Origin of the sequence: Bacillus sp. SA1-12, assembly GCF_000981385.1 — a bacterium.
Classification (GTDB): Bacteria; Bacillota; Bacilli; order Bacillales; family Bacillaceae; genus Metabacillus.
On the sequence record NZ_LATZ01000121.1, the window covers coordinates 1 to 18,675 of the forward strand.

At 37.1% G+C, this 18,675-nt stretch carries 16 protein-coding genes and 2 pseudogenes; 13 read left to right on the plus strand and 5 right to left on the minus strand.

The genetic code is table 11. The features are described from left to right. Window positions 1–510: 510 nt before the first annotated feature. Both ltrA and WQ54_RS33015 read left to right on the plus strand, forming a co-directional pair. The gene (gene ltrA, locus WQ54_RS23945; protein ID WP_046517641.1) at window positions 511–1,785 is read left to right on the plus strand and encodes a group II intron reverse transcriptase/maturase; all 1,275 of its coding nucleotides are present in this window, start codon (window positions 511–513) and stop codon (window positions 1,783–1,785) included. Window positions 1,786–2,175: 390 nt separating this feature from the next. Continuing rightward, window positions 2,176–2,271, plus strand: a complete 96-nt coding sequence (locus WQ54_RS33015) for a YjcZ family sporulation protein (protein ID WP_084822304.1) — start codon at window positions 2,176–2,178, stop codon at window positions 2,269–2,271. Between the two features lie 80 nt (window positions 2,272–2,351). On the opposite strand, the pseudogene WQ54_RS33020 reads toward WQ54_RS33015, so the two are convergent. Next, window positions 2,352–3,699, minus strand: a pseudogene (locus tag WQ54_RS33020) (IS3 family transposase). Between the two features lie 588 nt (window positions 3,700–4,287). On the opposite strand from WQ54_RS33020, the pseudogene WQ54_RS35730 reads away from it, so the two are divergent. Beyond that, window positions 4,288–4,380, plus strand: a pseudogene (locus WQ54_RS35730) (hypothetical protein); the annotation flags it as partial. 365 nt (window positions 4,381–4,745) lie between these two features. Here the strand turns inward: WQ54_RS35730 and WQ54_RS23960 are convergent. From WQ54_RS23960 to WQ54_RS23970, 3 genes are all read right to left on the minus strand, one after another. Beyond that, window positions 4,746–6,134, minus strand: a complete 1,389-nt coding sequence (locus tag WQ54_RS23960) for a mandelate racemase/muconate lactonizing enzyme family protein (RefSeq protein WP_046588090.1) — start codon at window positions 6,132–6,134, stop codon at window positions 4,746–4,748. 203 nt (window positions 6,135–6,337) lie between these two features. Continuing rightward, window positions 6,338–7,066 (minus strand): SDR family NAD(P)-dependent oxidoreductase, encoded by a 729-nt coding sequence (locus tag WQ54_RS23965; protein ID WP_046588091.1) that lies wholly within the window; start codon window positions 7,064–7,066, stop codon window positions 6,338–6,340. Between the two features lie 43 nt (window positions 7,067–7,109). Then, window positions 7,110–7,922 carry an SDR family NAD(P)-dependent oxidoreductase gene (locus tag WQ54_RS23970; RefSeq protein ID WP_046588093.1) on the minus strand — a complete coding sequence of 271 codons (813 nt, stop codon included), beginning with the start codon at window positions 7,920–7,922 and terminating at the stop codon, window positions 7,110–7,112. A 362-nt stretch (window positions 7,923–8,284) separates the two neighbouring features. Here WQ54_RS23970 and WQ54_RS23975 point away from each other — a divergent pair, with 362 nt between their 5' ends. The 8 genes from WQ54_RS23975 to WQ54_RS34920 all read left to right on the plus strand — a co-directional run bounded on the left by WQ54_RS23975 (window position 8,285) and on the right by WQ54_RS34920 (window position 15,684). Next, window positions 8,285–9,199 (plus strand): sugar kinase, encoded by a 915-nt coding sequence (locus tag WQ54_RS23975; RefSeq protein ID WP_046588094.1) that lies wholly within the window; start codon window positions 8,285–8,287, stop codon window positions 9,197–9,199. Between the two features lie 28 nt (window positions 9,200–9,227). Continuing rightward, window positions 9,228–9,998 (plus strand): SDR family NAD(P)-dependent oxidoreductase, encoded by a 771-nt coding sequence (locus WQ54_RS23980; RefSeq protein WP_046588095.1) that lies wholly within the window; start codon window positions 9,228–9,230, stop codon window positions 9,996–9,998. A gap of 12 nt (window positions 9,999–10,010) precedes the next feature. Continuing rightward, window positions 10,011–10,490, plus strand: a complete 480-nt coding sequence (locus WQ54_RS23985) for a 2,4'-dihydroxyacetophenone dioxygenase family protein (RefSeq protein WP_046588097.1) — start codon at window positions 10,011–10,013, stop codon at window positions 10,488–10,490. 72 nt (window positions 10,491–10,562) lie between these two features. Next, window positions 10,563–11,747, plus strand: coding sequence for an MFS transporter (locus WQ54_RS23990; RefSeq protein WP_046588099.1), 1,185 nt, complete (start codon window positions 10,563–10,565; stop codon window positions 11,745–11,747). A 100-nt stretch (window positions 11,748–11,847) separates the two neighbouring features. Then, window positions 11,848–12,678: an aldo/keto reductase gene (locus WQ54_RS23995; RefSeq protein WP_046588102.1), complete on the plus strand. Its 831-nt coding sequence runs from the start codon at window positions 11,848–11,850 to the stop codon at window positions 12,676–12,678. A 493-nt stretch (window positions 12,679–13,171) separates the two neighbouring features. Continuing rightward, complete coding sequence (locus WQ54_RS24000; protein WP_046588104.1) at window positions 13,172–14,230, plus strand: lactonase family protein; 1,059 nt, start codon at window positions 13,172–13,174, stop codon at window positions 14,228–14,230. A 243-nt stretch (window positions 14,231–14,473) separates the two neighbouring features. Continuing rightward, window positions 14,474–15,427, plus strand: coding sequence for an MATE family efflux transporter (locus tag WQ54_RS24005; protein WP_052737954.1), 954 nt, complete (start codon window positions 14,474–14,476; stop codon window positions 15,425–15,427). Window positions 15,428–15,465: 38 nt separating this feature from the next. After that, complete coding sequence (locus WQ54_RS34920) at window positions 15,466–15,684, plus strand: hypothetical protein (RefSeq protein WP_052737955.1); 219 nt, start codon at window positions 15,466–15,468, stop codon at window positions 15,682–15,684. Between the two features lie 937 nt (window positions 15,685–16,621). Here WQ54_RS34920 and WQ54_RS35735 read toward each other — a convergent pair. Continuing rightward, window positions 16,622–16,810, minus strand: coding sequence for a YolD-like family protein (locus WQ54_RS35735; RefSeq protein WP_369094760.1), 189 nt, complete (start codon window positions 16,808–16,810; stop codon window positions 16,622–16,624). Between the two features lie 460 nt (window positions 16,811–17,270). Between WQ54_RS35735 and WQ54_RS24010 the strand changes: the two genes are divergently transcribed. Then, window positions 17,271–17,834, plus strand: a complete 564-nt coding sequence (locus WQ54_RS24010; protein WP_046588106.1) for a VanZ family protein — start codon at window positions 17,271–17,273, stop codon at window positions 17,832–17,834. A 22-nt stretch (window positions 17,835–17,856) separates the two neighbouring features. Beyond that, window positions 17,857–18,540, plus strand: a complete 684-nt coding sequence (locus WQ54_RS24015) for a response regulator transcription factor (RefSeq protein ID WP_046588107.1) — start codon at window positions 17,857–17,859, stop codon at window positions 18,538–18,540. The last annotated feature ends 135 nt before the right edge of the window (window positions 18,541–18,675 follow it).

Sequence of the window (18,675 nt, forward strand, 5' to 3'; positions counted from 1 at the left end):
CTTTTTCTTAGTGTGCCAGGCATGGCAACTATCTAGGTGGTGAAAGTCCACTGTGGGGGTACACATCGACCAACCACTAAGGAAGCGCAAGGTACTTATCGTGAGGTAAGGGCTGGAGGAAGCGTGGAATAAAATCTTGACTCGACGAACAGAAATCTGATACTAAGGCTCTACAAAGGGATTAGACTCCTAAGCAAGTTAAAGTCCAAAAGATGTGCGTAACTTTGTAGAGTAAATCAGGCGAGTAAAAGAGGAAAGATAGTTGTCTTACCCTGGGAGATCTTGCGGATGTACAGAAGTACAGTCGAAAAAAGGTTTGTCGCAAGAAGTCAGCAGAAGCCATAGTAATGAAATAAATTCATGAAGGGCTGAACAATTTATAGTGTTTCAACACCACGAATGCGTGAGTGACGAACTCCGAATGTGTTAATGGTAAAAGTATGAGCGTATCTCAAAGGATATCCAAAAGGGAGCTATCACTTACTACGTGAGAGGGAAGGAGAAACGAGTGTGGAACTTTTAGAACAGATTCTAAGTAATCTAAATATGAATGAAGCTTACTTACGTGTCTATAAAAATAAAGGTACAAGTGGGGTCGATGGAGCAACAGTCGACGAACTAAAGCAATATCTGAAAGAGAATAAGGATGATCTGCGTCAGCGCATCAGAACAAGAAAATACCAACCACAAGCTGCCTTAAGAGTGGAGATCCCAAAAGGAAATGGAAAGATGCGCAAGTTGGGAATACCAACAGTAGTGGATAGAGTAGTTCAACAAGCCATTCATCAAGTTCTCAGCCCGATATTTGAAGAACAGTTCAGCGAATTCAGTTACGGTTTCAGACCAAAAAGAAGTTGTGAGATGGCGATTATGAAAAGCCTGGAAATTCTGAATGATGGTCATGACTGGGTAGTCGACATTGATCTTGAAAGATTCTTTGATACAGTCCATCACGATAAAATCATGCGAATTATATCCAACACAATAAATGATGGAGATGTCATTTCTCTAATAAGAAAATACTTAGTTAGTGGGGTTATGGTGAATGGGAAATATGAAGAAACACCAGTTGGGACTCCGCAAGGAGGCAACCTCAGCCCTCTTTTGAGTAATATTATGTTGAACGAACTGGATAAGGAACTAGAAAGTAGAGGACTTCAATTCGTGAGATACGCTGATGACGCCCTGATTTTTGTGAAGAGCGAGAAAGCAGCGAGCAGAGTGATGAAATCAATCGTGAGATTTATAGAAGAGAAATTAGGTCTGATAGTCAATGCAGAGAAGAGTAAAATCTCTCGTCCAAAAGATCTGAAATTCTTAGGATTTGGATATTATTACGATTATAAAAATAAGAGATATCAAGTGAAACCTCATCCAAGTTCGGTACAGAAGTTTCAAAGGAAGCTTCGACAACTGACAAAACGAAGCTGGAGTGTTCCACTAGACTACCGAATATTGAAACTGAAACAAGTTATATTTGGATGGGTAAACTACTTCAGAGTGGCAAACATGAAAAAGGTGACTGAACGAATAGACAATAAGCTTCGTTCCAGAATTAGGGCCATCATCTGGAAACAATGGAAAGTAGCGAAGAAACAAATCAAATCGCTTATCCAGTTAGGGATTCCAGAGGAAGAAGCAAAAGGATTAACCTACTGTCGAAAAGGTTACCGATACATAGGATTATCAAAAGTCGTCCAAAGAGCAATCTCAAACAAAAGACTAAAGCAAAGGGGAGTCCCCTCTGCTTTAGAACATTATCTAAAAGTACACACTGTGATATAAATTGAAACGCCGTATACGCGATCCGTACGTACGGTGTTGTGAGAGGGGCGAAAATAATACATTTATTTTCCCTCTACTCGATTTGATGCAGCTGTCAGGCTTATTCAGAAGCCTAAAACGTTGATAAATCAACGATGTATAAAAAAATCATGCATAATTGATAAAAAATGAATAAGAGCCAAACCCTTGGTACTACTAGGTTTGGCTCTTTGAGTTACTACTTAAAAATGGTTTTATGTTGACTAGATTTGTATAGAGTTTCATGTAATACTTTGAAATCTTGTTAAACTTAATAAGGAACACCCTTTTTCATCTATTTTTGGCCAAAGCCCTGCCAATTTCTAAGTTTGTTCATATTTTATTATTAGCAAAGAAGAAAGGGTGAAGAAAATGTCTGAATCTCGTGGAGCAGGAGCAGGTTTTGCTTTAATTGTTGTATTGTTTATCCTTCTTATCATTGTAGGAACTGCCTTTGTTCGCTATTAATTAAACAGATTACCAACCAAACGTTTTAAAGTTTAAAAGGATCTTTCAGTGATCTGAACCCAAAAAGTTAGACACGAAATTTAAGCAACTTCCTGGGCATGAATTCGGTATTGAGCCGGACTCATGCCTTTTAACTTTTCCTTAATTCTTTTATGGTTATAATAGTGGATATAATCTTCTAATTCTTGTTTAAAATGTTCCATACTCTTAAAATCTTTAAGATAAAGTAACTCACTCTTTAATAACCCAAAGAAACTCCCCATGGCTGCGTTATCTAAACAATTGCCTTTTCGAGACATGCTTTGTGTAATCCCTTGTTCTTTCAATGCCTTCTGATATTGCTTCATCTGATAATGCCAGCCCTGATCTGAATGAAGGATAGGGGAATCTCCTTCTTTTAAAGTTTTAAAAGCCTTATCCAACATCTTAGAAACTAGCGGGTAAACTGGATGTTGTTCAACGTTATACGCAATAATTTCTCCGTTATATAAATCGAGGATTGGTGATAAAAATAGCTTTTCACCGTTTAAATGGAATTCTGTTACATCTGTTACCCACTTCTCATTAGGTTTGGTTGCTTGGAAATCACGCTCTAAAATATTTGGCGCGATTTTACCTACTTTACCACGGTATGAGCAATACTTTATTATACGGACTAGACATTCTAAATTCATTTCTCTCATTAAACGACGGACAGTTTTATGATTTAGAAAATAACTTCTATTACGTAATTCCAATGTAATTCGTCGGTAGCCATAACGACCTTGATGCTCATCAAAAATCTGTTGGATGACTTCTTTAACTTCACTATATTTGTCAGGTCGATTCATTTGTTTTACCCAATAATAATAGGTACTACGTGGAATGCCAGCGATCTTAACTAATTCTATAATTCTATATTCATGCCTTAATTCATAGATTATTTGCGCCTTGTCTTTTTCTGAGATTTTTCCTTTTCTTGAATTAAGGCTTGTAACTTTTTTAAATAAGCATTCTCCATACGTAATCGCTCATTCTCAGCCCTTAAAGCTTCTTCAGATCCCTCAATAGGTTGATTTTTCTTCGTTTCTTTTTTCATGAATGGACGCCCCTTTGCCTTTGGTTGAAGAGCGTCTATTCCCTGTGTTTCAAATAAATACTTCCAATTCTCCACTGTGGTGGAGGCAGGAATATTAAATACTAAAGCAGCTTCTTCGATGGACGCTCCCATCTCGTTTATATAATTAAGTACGTCCATTTTAAACTCAATTGAGTAATTTGTATATTTTTTTGGAAAGCTGCCAATCCATGTGCACAAAATTTAACTACCCATTTTTTTAACATTGTCATGTTTACATTGTATTTTTTAGCTATATCTTTAAAGGATTCTACACCTTCAAGATAAGCATTAACAGCTGCTAATTTTGTTTCTAAAGAATATTTGGTCATAACAAAAACTGCACCTCCAATTGTTAGTTGTGTCTAACTGATATTATCCCTCTTGAGTAGACGGTATAAAAAAACTTTGTTCAACTCCCTCAGTTAGATACATTTATCTCTCGAATGCTCACTTATTCGCAGAATTTCGAACACTGGATCGAACTATATCGAATGAATGGAATAAGTTTAGATACTTTTGTCTACATGAAGGCATGCAGAAATAGAGGAGGTAGAAATAACTCCAATTATTATCATATAATGAACGCATTCTCCACGCCGCCCCTGGAGGCTATCCCTCTTCATGTCTCAGCGGGTCTAAGCCCCCTCATTCCTTCGTCATGCCTAGCCAAGGGGTGGAGGCAGGTTTTGTTGCTAACGGAACGGGTCGGTGCCCTTTGGTTGAACACATCCAGTACTCCGTGCTTTCTTTTGAGATCCTACGAATAAGGCAACATTCGATAAAATACTAATCTAAATATTAATTGATAGGTATTTAATTTATAAATGTTCAGTTAAGCTGCTAATGGTGTTAAAGGTTGTACTTTTTGAGGATATTTTGAGGACTGATGGTAATGCAAGTGGAAAAATAGAGCTCATCCAAAAACAATTATTGAAATCGCGACTGATGTAAAGCTTTGTGATAAAGTCAATTTAAAAGATGGAGATCAAGTTAAGGTTCTTATCAATTAAAAAATTATTATCCTCGTTTAACTAAACCAACTAATTTCTTCTTCCATTAAAGGGCTCTTTAATGCAAGAAGGATCACTAAAATGTTCGTTTCTCAAAATGTGTGTAAAACGCTCTCTACTGAAATGAGTTTATGAAGTAGTACAAAAGTGTTCATTTCATTGCGTCAGAGAGTGCACCTTCATTTATCATCTTTGAGGATTATTTTAGTTTTGTTTTATCTTATTCAATTGATCTTGAATAGCTTTTATTTTTTTATCTCCTTTTTGAGTGTTTTGGAAGTCACTTTCTTTGAATGTACAACCTGTCCCCAGTTGAAAATAGGGAACAGGTTGTTTTCGTTTTATCTTCTATTAATAATAGATTCTTAACTCCAAAGTCTGTCGTTAGAGTAGGAGTTATTCCATTGTTCCGTTGATTCCCATAAACCAGGAATATCAGGATGCAGATGCTGAGCGATAACTTCATCGTTAAGATCCTCAATTCCAAGACCTGGTGCGTCTGGAACAGTGATAAAACCGTTTTTAACAAGCGGTTTCGGAAGCTTACTGATGATGAGATCATCCCACCATGGAACTTCAACAGAGTGAAACTCGAGCGCAAGGAAGTTTTCTGTTGCAGCTGCAGCGTGAACAGCCGCCAGACAAGCAATTGGACTTTCTGCCATATGAATTGCCATATTTACACCGTAATCTTGAGCCATATCGCCAATTTTCTTAGTTTCTAAAATGCCGCCAGTAGAAAGTACATCTGGGTGGATAACCGATACACCACCAGATTCAAGAAGCGGCTTGAAGTTTTCTTTTAAATAAATATCTTCACCAGTACAAATTGGAGTAGATACTGAGTTTGCAAGTCTGATATATTGATCAGTATATTGCCATGGAATCATATCTTCCATCCATGCCAGGTTGAACTTGTCGATGCGGCGTCCAAGCTTGATGCAATCCTCAACACCGATGTGACCGAAATGGTCGATTGACAATGGCACTTCATAACCGATGACATCACGAACTTCAGCAACATATTGCTCCAACATATCCAATCCCTTTTCAGTTACATGAATGCCTGTGAAAGGGTGAGGGATGTTATAAATATCGTATAATCGATTTTTTAGATTACGTAATTCTGATTCAGATAAGTTGGAGTCTCCACGGTTACGCCACATTTTGGACAGCGTTTTCATTTCATCTAAAAATCCAAGAGGGGCACTTAATGTACCTGGTTCGTTAATAATTTGACCAATGCCAAGATCCATCTTTAAGAATGTAAATCCTTGTTCCATTCGTTTTTTAAGAGCATGTCCCATTGCAGTTCCTGTGTCTTTTCCGTCTACATCCGTGTCACAGTACATACGAATTTTATCACGGAATTTTCCGCCAAGCATTTGATAAATTGGTACCCCGTATGCTTTACCAGCCAAGTCCCATAAAGCAATTTCCAGACCGCTTACTCCACCGCCTTGACGAGCATGTCCGCCAAACTGTTTGATTCTGCGGAATAATTTGTCGATATTACAAGGGTTTTCTCCCAAAAGACGAGGTTTTAGTATTTGAGCAAAGACTTTATCAGCGCCATCGCGCACTTCGCCGAAACCAACCAATCCTTGGTTTGTGTATACTTTAATTAAGCTGCAGTGCATAGGTGCATCAACAATATCTGCAAAACGGATGTCAGTGATTTTTAATTCTGATGGTTTTGAATTAATATTGACATAAGCTAAAGTGGTTTCGAATGTTGGAGTTTGTTTGGACATAATTAAGTCTCCTTTATCATGTTTATTTTATAATAAATAATTTGTATGATTTAATTTAGTTTAAGTATGTTGGGAGTTTTCTATCTAAATGATTCATTTATTTAAGCCATTGACTATAAAATGAATTTGATAAAAGCGATTATATTTTTATGAAAGTCAAACTTGTTTAGCCAAAAAAAGCTAGAACAGTTCGTTACTGGTTTCTACAACAGCATACTTGCACCGTCTAATCGAACAGAAGCCCCACTCATATAGTCAGTCTTATCGGAAGCAATATAACAAACCATATGGGCAATATCTGAAGGAAGACCGCCACGCCCAAGAGGGAATTTTTTACGGTCACTTCCGTCTCCGCCTTTACCGACGTTAACATATCCGGGAGCAATCGTATTTACAGTGATACCGTATTTTGCTAATTCAATTGCACTTTCTCTAGCAAGCATTTTAATACCGCCCTTTGTCATGGAGTAGACGGTGTCAAAATCAGTAGGTCTCTTTCCATGGACGGAAGATATATTAATGATTCTTCCACATTGCTTTTTCTTCATGTAAGGAGTGACGGCTTGTATGCATTGCCAGTATCCCTTTAAATTAATGTTCATCATTTTATCGTACAATTCGTCAGTGTAGTCAAACAGATCGAGATTGAGTTGCAATGCCGCGTTGTTCACAAGAATATCAATTCCTCCGAAATGGTCCGCAACTTCTTTTACCATTTGATCAATCTCATTTTTTTGCGATACGTCTGCCTTTACAATGATGGAGTCTCCATAAAACTCATCAATACGCTGTTTGGTGTCCTTTGCTCCAGCCTCGCTGGAATTGTAATTAATGGCTACTTTCGCACCTTGTTTAGCTAGCTCGACTGCAATTTCTTTACCGATCCCCGTCCCAGCACCGGTGACCAGCGCGACCTTACCAGAAAGACTCATTACATCAACTCCTCGTTTTCAATATGTATCTTTCAGAGATTTTTTACAATTTTAGCTCTGTTTCCTCTTTTGCTAGATCTGCTTTCTTCATCTTTTTATCTACATAATGAAGCATAAATCCTCCATCCAAGCGGATATCGGCGCCATTCATATAGATTGCTTCATCGGAGGAGAGGTACAAAGCACATTGTGCTAGATCGTCATGGCTGCCCAGTATGGCGTTGGGGACTTTAAATTGATAGGAATCATATAGTGATGAAATGTCACTTTTAAACCTCTCATCATCCCCCTCAATAGGACCCATCTCAATCGTATTGACGTTTACACCATAACGTCCCAGAATAAGTGCAGCTTCACGAGTGAGCAGTTTTACTGCACCTTTTGATGCACTGTAAGCAAATGAGGAACCAGTCGGTTTTTCTGCATGAATGGAGCTGATGTATATGATTTTTCCTGACTGCTTAGCTTTCATTTGATTGCCAACAGCTTGTGTGCATATAAAGGCAGATTTTGTGTTTTCATTCATGATTTGAAGAAACAATTCTTCATTACATGTTTCAACGCTTGTTGGAGCAACAACATTATTGTTGTGTATCAAAACATCGACTGTACCTAATCTCTTCTCTACCGCCTCCAACATAGTCCTAACTTCAGAGCTCTTGCATAAATCGACATTCACAATCATTGACATAGAACCTTGCGTTCGACAGTGATCTATGGATGACTGGATTTGATCACCATCAGACGTACTGTTCAGGATGAAATGAGCACCTTCATCAGCAAAACGGCTAATGAGTGTTTTTCCTGAATCACTGTCTGCATCCGTAATAAAGACTATCTTGTTTTGCAATCTCATCTATCCATCTCCCTTCAAATAAATGTAGCAAAACGAAAAACCTAATTTGAAACTTGAAGTTTACCTGGTAAATCTTTGTGTGTACCATAAGATGTTAAATTTGCTATTCTGCATCACAATCTAACTATACAAACGAAATCTAATATGATGCGATGCTATAAATTTAAGATTTTGTTTGTTTTTTTTCGAATTCATTTTTATACCAAAAAAATCAAACAAAATCTTAAAAATCTCTCCTGTAATCATTCCATTGAAACTAGTAATTTAAGTTATGAGGAACCATTCCTTAAAAACAATCGGATAGGGGTGATAAGGTATATGTCAGGTACACAAGTACCGGAAGTTGTTACGTTGGGGAATCGATGGTCTTAATGACTCCATCCAACTTAAAGGGAATTGAATACAGTGGTGAATTTATAAAGTCATTTGGTGGAGCGGAAAGCAATTTCGCGATCGCCGTTTCAAGGCTTGGACACAGATCTGGATGGTTTGGACGATTGGGGAAGGATCCATTTGGTAGATTAATTTTAAAATCAATTCGTGGTGAAGGTGTAGACGTGAGCCGGGCGGAATTAACGGATCGATCACCTACTGGCTTTATGCTTAGAGAAATTGTTTCTGGTCAGTCATCCGTCTACTACTATAGACGCGGATCAGCAGCAAGTGAAATAGGGCCTTGGCATATTGATGAACATTATATTAAGCAGGCACGTATTTTGCATATTACTGGGATTACTTGTGCGATTAGCGAAACTGCACGGGATGCAGTTTATGAAGCAATTCGAATAGCTCGCAGGCATCAAGTGAAAGTGAGCTTTGATCCAAACCTAAGGCTGAAGCTTTGGAATTTAGAGGAAGCGAGGAAGGTCCTTTTACCTTTATCAGAGGAAGTTGATTATCTCCTTCCAGGGCTGGATGAACTAAAGCTCTTATATGAAACGGAAAATGAAGCTGAGATTTTCTCTAGATTAAAAGAGTTAAATGCAGTTTCAGTCGTTAAGGGCGGCAATAACGAAACACTTCTTGTTGAAAAAGGTGAGATTACTTCATGCCCGTATGAAAAAGTAGATCATGTTATAGATCCAGTTGGGGCAGGAGACGGTTTTTGCGCAGGATTTATCACCGGGCTGCTCAAAGGATACAGTCATATAAAATCTGTTCAATTAGGTAATTTAATTGGAGCACTCGTTATCCACACCGAGGGAGATTGGGAAGGACTTCCTACTTGGGAGAAGGTACAAGCAATTTGGAATAATGAAGTTCATATTGAACGTTAACGATCAATAGGAACAGGGGAGTGATAAAGTGAATGTCGTTTCCGTTGTGACTGGCGGAGTGTCCGGATTAGGTCGTGCTGTCGCACAAAGATTAGTAAACAAAGGACACACCGTGGTAGTTATTGATATATCGGAAAATATTGAAGAAATAATCGACAACTCGAGCAGCTCTGGAGTACTCTATTCCTTTCAGGCTGATGTAACAAATAAAGAAAGTCCGAGCAAAGTCATCAAGAAAGTAAAGGAACAGTTTGGTAGGATCGATCATTTAGTGAATGCCGCGGGAATTATTCGGCGCTCTCCAGCAGCAGATGTTCAAGAAGAAGAAATCAAAATGGTTCTAAATGTTAACCTTCTTGGTACGGTTTATATGTGCCAAGCAGTTCAACCATATATGGCAGAATCCGGGGGCGGAGCCATTATCAATTTTGGCTCAATGCTTGCACATTACGGAAGTGAAAATCTGCTTTCCTATGCAGCATCGAAAGGTGGAATTATTCAGGTTACCAAATGCTTGGCGGTTGAATGGGCTAAATACAACATTCGTGTAAATGCCATTAGTCCGGGATATATCGAGACACCGTTGTCATCTGGGGCAACCAAAGATCCAGTTTTCCAAGAGAGAATCCTTTCTAGAACACCTTTTCGCAGATTTGGAAAGCCCGAGGAGGTTGCAGCATCTGTTGACTTCCTATGCTCAGAGGATTCAAGCTTTATTACAGGGGCGGTGTTGCCGGTCGATGGGGGTCTTTTAGCTGGAGATCCTTCATTGTTTCCACCGGCAACAATTCGAAAATAAAGGGGGACAATCATGTCTGAAGCTTTATATGAATTTTCTAAAATGGCACAATTGGACGACAGGGCCATCGATTTCGATAAAATTCCGTGGGTGCCTCAAACTGATCGGGTTTGGTTTAAGCCTCTCCGGTTTGACCTTGCACGGGGAAGCTGGGTTAATTTGTTAAGGATCAAACCAGGTGGAGTCGTAAATAGGCATCGCCATAGCGGTGGTCAAGTACTTGCTTTTACGATTCAAGGAACTTGGCGATATCTAGAAAGAGATTGGATAGCCAAGCCGCACACATTTGTCTATGAGCCACCAGGCGATATACATACGCTTGTAGTGGATGGAAAAGATGAGATGATCGCTTTATTTCTATTAGAAGGTACAATCCAATATTTAGATGATAAAGATGGTATCGTTTATCAGGACGATGTGTTCAGCAAGTATAAAAGATACATTGAATATTGCGAAGAAAACCAAATTCCAATAATCGATCTGAAATACTAAAATGGTTGGTCATCATTTCTCACTCTAATTCTATTTTTCTGCAAAGCTTCAATTTGCTAAGGAGGAGTGGAATTGGTTCGCATTTCTCTCTTTATATACTTATTATTCTCAACATTCAGTGTAATGGGTTTCTTTTTGCCGTTATATCTTCAAAGCAAAGGATTAACATCTGGACAAATTGGCAGCATCATTGCATTAGGGGCGTTTGCATCCATATTTGGGCAACCATTTTGGGGGTATGTCAGCGATAAAAAAAAGACAATCAAGCGGATCGTTCAGATGAGTTTAATCTCAAGTTTTTTGTTGAGCATCGGATTATTTTCATCTGAAAAATTTCATTTGATCATGCTGTTTTATGCTATGTTTATCTTTTTTAATTGTTCTGCTGGTCCCTTAACGGAAACATTATGTCTCTCATACGCATACCAGAACAATAAAGATTTTGGCAGGATGCGCCTTTGGGGGGAAGTAGGAGTCGGGACAGCCTCTCTCTTTCTTGGAATTATTATAGACCACATAGGAATTAACTATCTATCAGTCATCTATTTAGTCATGCTATGTATTACGATTGCTGCTACCACTCTAGTGAGAGATACAAAAGCTTCAACAGCATCTGTGAATATAGCAGTTCTTAAACAAATCTTTACACAACCAAAATTACTTTGGTTTCTATTGATGATCCTTCTTATTGCAATTCCGCATCGGATGAACGATACGATGCTTGCAATCTATCTAATTCAATTGGGGGCATCAAAGACGCAACTTGGTTTGGCTTGGCTTGTGGCAACCTTGAGTACGATTCCTGCTCTTTTGTTTGTAGGTAAGTTGATCAAAAAGTGGAATGAACTCGGTATATTTGTTATTGCTGCATTTGTATATACCCTACGTTGGATTATATACAGTCAAGCGGATAGCCCATCTGTATTAATCATATCCCAGTTACTGCACAGCTTAACGTTTCCATTGTTACTTGTAGCTTCTCTACAGTATATCTTAAACATTGTGCCCTCTGAGTTTAGGGCGACTGGACAGGCAGCCTTTTCTGTTACCTTTGGCGGGATAGCTGGAATTATCGGTAATGCTGCGGGAGGTTATATCTTTGAAAAGTTAGGATCGCATACTACTTATGGTGTAGGAAGCATTTTTGCACTTATCGGTACCTTCGCCGCTATTGCTACCTATGTTATCGACAAACGAAGTCATAAGAACGCAGTGATTTCGAGTAAAAACCAGACACATGGAACACACATCAGATAAATCGAATTTAGCGGTTTATCATAAGTTTAAACATACTTAACCAAGATTGATTATAAAGTTTTAGATTGTATCTGAGCTAATGAAAAGGAGATGTTTATTTATGTTAAAAAGCTTAAGTACCACAACAGCTTTACATAACGGTGTGGAAATGCCGTTGTTTGGTCTTGGGGTGTTCAAAGTAGAAAATGGAGATGAAGTAGTGAATGCTGTGAAGATAGCATTGAGTACCGGTTACAAAAGTATTGATACCGCATCAGCATACAAAAATGAAACAGGTGTTGGACAGGGGATTAGGGAATCTAATCTATTACGTGAAGAGGTATTTGTAACATCAAAAGTCTGGAACAGCGATCAAGGCTATGAATCTACTTTAAAGGCATTTGATGAAAGTTTAAATAGACTAGGTCTTAGTTATCTTGATCTTTATTTAATTCATTGGCCGGTACGAGGAAAATATAAAGAAACATGGAAGGCACTTGAAAAACTTTATAGAAATGGAAAGGTTCGTGCGATTGGAGTGAGTAATTTTCAAATCCACCATCTTGAAGATTTAATGCAGGATGCTGAAATAAAACCAATGGTGAACCAAGTTGAATTTCATCCGCGTCTTACGCAAAGAGACTTACTCTCCTACTGTAAGAAAAATGATATTCAACTGGAATCATGGTCACCGCTTATGCAAGGAAAACTTTTAGACAATGAAGTGTTAGTACAAATTGGAGAAAAGTATAACAAAACGCCTGCTCAAGTTATTCTTAGATGGAATATCCAGCAAGACGTTGTCACTATTCCAAAATCAGTTAAAGAACATCGTATCATCGAAAATGCCTCTATTTTTGATTTTGAATTAACGAACGAGGATATAGAAAGAATTAATGGATTAAATCAGGATAAGCGTGTAGGATCAGATCCTGATAATTTTAATTTTTAGTTTGTGGTGAAGGATCACATAATACCAGGTATCATGAAAACTTATCTAAAAAGCTTATCACTTAGTGGTAAGCTTTTTAGGTAAAAGCTAAGGATTGTAACCCGTTATTTATAGTAATAATTCTGTGAACCACCCATCACTAAGCAATCTTGAAGTGGGGGCTTCCTGCTTCCATGACTATAGCTTAGTGAACTAAGTCTTACGTAGTCTCCACAGGCGTAGATTCGGACAGTTCCTGCCCTAATGAGACGCTTTCGTCTCTTTTGTACTTTGGATATTTTACGAGTAGAATGTGCTTGGTTTTCGCATCATTTCTCTACTCAACCTCATATATCCAGTTATCAAAGAACGTCATAGAAAAAATTGTATCAAAAGTTTTGGCTAGCGCCAACCGAAATTCATATCCCCCTTACCGTTGGGCTACGCCCTTCACACGCTTGAAGAGGGATACTTCTTTCGGGAAACGTTAAAGTAAAAAAGGAGTTTTGATCATATGAATAATTCGGAAACAATGTATATGTTTGTTGGATCTTACACAAACAAGGATTCAAAAGGAATCAATATTTTTACATTTCATTTGGGAACAGGAGAAATTGAGTATTTTGATAGTGTAGGAGGAATTAAAAATCCTTCCTTCCTAACAGTTGATCCGAATAATCAATATCTATATGCAGTGAGTGAAACCTCGGAGGGGAAAGTCGCTTCTTATGAAATCGATCAAACATCTGGAAAGCTCTCTCCTTTAAGCGAACAAACAACAATAGGCTCGGGGCCTTGTTATTTAACAACGAATCGTAGAGGAGATTGCTTGCTTGCAGTGAACTATGGCGGAGGCAGTGTTTGCGCTTTTCCAATTAATAATGGGGTAATTGGAAGAATGACTGACTTCGTAGAGCATCAAGGGTCGAGTATTAATTTGGAAAGACAGGAGGGACCGCATCCTCATTCCGTTGTTCTTGATCTACTAGTACAATACGCTTTTGTTCCTGATTTAGGAAAAGATAAAATCGTCATATATAAATTTGATCAAGAGAATTGTAGGATAAACTTTCATCATGAAATAAACACTTTGCCAGGGGCAGGACCAAGACATTTGATTTTTCATCCCTATAAGCCTTATGCCTATGTCATAAATGAGCTTGATTCTACTATAACGGTCTACTATCAAAATACATTAGGACATCTAACACCGATTCAATCCATATCAGCTGTACCAATACTTTTCAAGGGAAATACCTGTGCAGATATCCATATAGCACCATCAGGGAAATTCTTGTACTGCTCAAACAGGGGCCATGATAGTATAGCAATCTATTCAATTGATCACGAAACAGGAAAACTAAAGTTTATAGATTATACATCGACGAGAGGAAAAACCCCACGCAACTTCTGTTTGTCTCCAAATGGAAAATATCTGATCGTAGCAAACCAAGATTCTGATTCAATTGTAACGTTTGAAATTGATCAAAAAACTGGTCAACTATCAGAACCGATAAGTACCGTAAATATAAGTGAGCCGGTTTGTATAAAATTTATGAACAATATTATTTAAAGGATTTTGACTGCTACCTAAAATTGGGGATAGAAAATAAAAGTTTTCTCAATTATTTTAGCCCAGAAGGGATCTTTTGTGTGGATAATAAAAATAGCGTTATCAAACTTTCTCTTTTTGCTATTACCTGGCCGATTTTTATCGAGTCAGCACTGCAAATGTTTTTAAGAACGGCCGATACATTTATGCTAAGCAAAGTATCTGATTCAGCTTGCAGCAGTTGGTGTTGCAAACCAAATCATCATGTTTGCATTTTTATTGTTTAACTTCGTTGCAGTTGGTTCAGCGGTTGTTATTACTCAATATCTCGGAGCTCAATTGCGGAATGAAATTGGAAAGCTTGTAGCTACATCACTATCGATGAATTTGCTATTTGGTTTAATGATTAGCATGAATATGATCTTTTTTAGCAATCAAATATTACAAATGTTCGATCTTGATCCTTCATTATTTTCACTCGCAAAATCTTATCTGATCATTGCTGGGGGATCTTTGTTTAATCAAGCCGTTATGATTACAGTCACTGCGATCATTCAATCACACGGTTTTACAAAATACACAATGTTTGTCGCAATCGGAATAAATATTATACATATTGTTGGTAATTATTTGTTTATATACGGTGCGTTAGGTGTTCCAAAGCTCGGAGTAGTTGGCGTAGCAATTTCGACTGTAATCAGCATATGTATCGGTCTTTTCATTAACTTACATGTTTTGACGAGAAAGGTTAGGGTTTCGCTAAATTGGAAAAATCTTTTTCGGTGGAAACAAGACCATGTTAAAAAGATCTTAAAAATCGGGATGCCTGCATCTGCATCAAACTTATCCTATTCAGCAAATCAAATCGTCACAACTGCTTTTATAGTCTCACTTGGAGCAGAAATGTTATCTACAAGGATCTATACACAAAATATCATGTTTTTTATTATGGTTCTTGCAATTTCTATGGGAAGAGGCGTACAGATTATCGTGGGGCATTTAGTTGGTGCCGGCGAGAAGGAAGAAGCCTACAAGCAAACATTTTTGAATTTGAGACGCAGTTTGTTGATTACGATAAGTGCCGTTTTCATTATTTGTTTATTTAGGAAACAATTATTTGGTTTGTTTACAAATGATGATGACAACATTGCCATTGGATCATTGTTGCTGTTGATGGGCTTTTTGCTTGAACCTGAAAGGAATTTTAATATTTTATAGAAAGGTCTCTTCAAGCTGCAGGAGATGCACGATTTTCTATGTCTGTTTCCATCTTAGTGATTTGGTGCTTCAGTGTTCCTTTAACTTATTTTCTCGGTATTTATTTGGGATATGGGCTGATTGGAATATGGATTGCATTTATTTCAGACGAATGGGTCCGTGGGTTGATCCTGTTCCTGCGTTGGAAGAGTAGAACCTGGGAGAATAAATCACTTGTAAAACAAAACAATGGGAAAACAAAGGCATTTGTTGGATAATGATAAATTAAGATTATCACAATATAAACGAAGAAAAGGAGCTTCCTTGAAAAGGATAGATACTTTATCCTAAAGTAAAGAAGAAAAAGATTAATATTTTTTCCTTCTTTTTATTTAATATATTCCTCCATAAGTTAATGTATCTCTTCTTTAGATAAGTATCCGCAGGCTTCCTCCGGCACCAGTACCTAAGTAATCGTTGGTTTTTTGAATTCCTATGAAATTTGTCACCATCCGGTATTTTTACACAACTCATATCGTAGCTGGTGTTTTATTAAGCGATATATCGTAGATCACAAATACGGGGAATGGTTTGAAGAGGTGAATAAGGAAGGAATACCTCAATTACATTTGCCAAAGGTTTCTTTATGGAAGGGACCGCTTCATGCCAGCAGGGCATGTTTTGAGGTGATGAAAAGAAAGATCATTTAATGAATAACTTTAAACTCATTATCCAAGTATTTATTAAACCTGTTAAGGATAAATAAGGAGAAATCTGAATGTTTGAAAAGGAAATCACTCCCTGATTGTATGACTAATTAAAAGAAATTTTTTAGACGTCCCTTCTTAGATTAATTTACCTATTATCAAAATCCGTTAATTTAAATCTATCAATATTTTGTCTGAAGTGAAAAAAATACCAGATAGTTAAAACTTTGGATCGGACACATACATTGTATCCAGCTATTTTTAATTCTTTTTAAAAAAATCATTTTTAATTTTATTTTATTAATAAAGAAAAGCTTTATGATGTCCTTTTCATTACATAGATGTAATCAAAGCAAATACCAGCCTTAAATCGGCGTTTTAAACCTCATGGCAAAAGAAGTCGTAAGAAGTTAAAGTAGTTTGGTTTAGATAACTGGGCCAAAGGTACTTCGAATAACCAGGTATCCAAGTCAGGAGAAAGGACATGGCGGGTTAAGGTGTTAAGTTATCAGTGGTTAAATATATCGATTCTTAAGATATCCTCGATCTTTAAAATATATTTTTCTTGATGAAAACCTAAAATTCTAACTTCTTTCTTTAATTCATCTAGGTAGTGAATATATCCTATATATAGCTTAATATCTCCATTTTCATAATAAGTAAAATACAAGCTCTTTATTATATTCCATTGCTTCACAAATCGTAATATTAAATCTTTTCGAGCTGATGTTCATCGAGAATTATCATATTCTCTTAGTAATTTAACATGTTCTGGCAGAGACAAGGATGTCCATTTAATTGATCCATGATCTTTAATCATGTTTACCATTCCCCTATTAATATTATATCCTTATTATACGAAAATATGTTCGCTTTTCCATTGTGAAAAGAACTTTTTTTGAATATTGACCGGCCACATTCTAAATGATCATTAAATAGGAGACACAAATCGTTACAAGAAATTTCTCTTATTTTAGCATTTGAAGTATACCTTTTACTTCATCCTTTATTTGTATCTGATGTATTTTAGCTTTTCCATTAACAACTTCAAAGTGTTCACCTCTAAATATTTTAGATATCCTTAATTCTTTCTTTATAAAAACTTTAGAACTCCTATCTATACTGTAATCTAGAAAGTTTCTTAAGGAGGAAGTTATATGGAAGAGTCATTGTCAATTATGTTTACAATTCAATCTTGGTATGTGTTAGGCCCAGTGGGTATTATAGGACTAATTTGGTTCATTAGTTGGGCAAAGCGTCAAAAAGGTAAAGTAAATCTGGCACAATACATTCTTCTTATTTCGTTTGGGATATACTTACTATGTGTTATTCACTTAGTATTTTTTCCAATTGATGTGAATATCGGACGTTATGCAAATCAAACACCTTGGTATATGACAGTTAACTTTATACCAATCTTGACAATCGATCTTACAACGTTTTTGTTAAACATACTCATGCTTATACCTTTTGGGATGTACATTCCATTTTTAAAAAAGACTAAAGCTTCTGTTAAGAAGGCAGCAAAACTCGGATTTATGCTAAGTCTTTCCCTTGAGTTATTACAGCTACTCATTCGAGTGACGTTAGGAAGCGGGAGAAGCTCTGATATTAATGACTTATTGGCGAATACAATTGGTGCTGTTATAGGTTTTCTCATTGTTAAGACTTTGTTTAAGATTTCTCAATTAAAAAACATGCTCAAACAGTTTCAGCTCTAACCGATATGAGGGGGCAATAAAAATGACTAGAATCTTAATTGTAGATGATGATCAGCAAATTGCTGAGTTGATTGAGGTATATTTGAAGAATGATGGATACATGATCGATAAAGCGGGAGATGGTTTGGAGGCTCTTCAAATTTTGGAGCACACTCCTTCAGACCTCATTATATTAGATATTATGATGCCAAACATGGACGGACTTGAGTTTTGTAAACAGGTTCGTAAAAACAATCATGTACCCATCCTGATGGTCAGTGCAAAGGTAGAGGATATGGACAAAATCATCGGTTTAATGACGGGTGCAGACGATTATATGATCAAGCCGTTTAATCCTTTAGAGTTAACAGCGAGAGTAAAGGCATTGCTTCGCAGGGCTAATTACAAACAGAGTGAAAAGGATAAGGATGTGCTAAATGTCGGCTCTCTATTCATTGATAAACAAAGTTATACAGTTACCGCAGAGGATAACGTTATAAAGCTAACAGCACGGGAATTTGAGATTTTATATTTACTTGCTAAGCACCGTGGACGCGTGTTTGCATCGGAAGAGATTTTTGAAATGGTGTGGAATGAACCTGGTGAGGGGTCGAATAAGACCGTGATGGTTCATATCAGCAATCTTCGAGATAAACTTGAGGCAGCTGTACCGGGTGAAAGAATCATTCAAACAGTCTGGGGAGTGGGATATAAAATTGAAAAATAATTTAATGAATCTGTTAAAGTTTCTGCCGAAATGGAAAATCATTATGTACATTCTCATTTCTCTTTTCCTAGCGGTTGTGACTGGAGTCATTCTTTTGCCAGTAATATGGTATTTAGAGGACAATTCAAGGTTTTT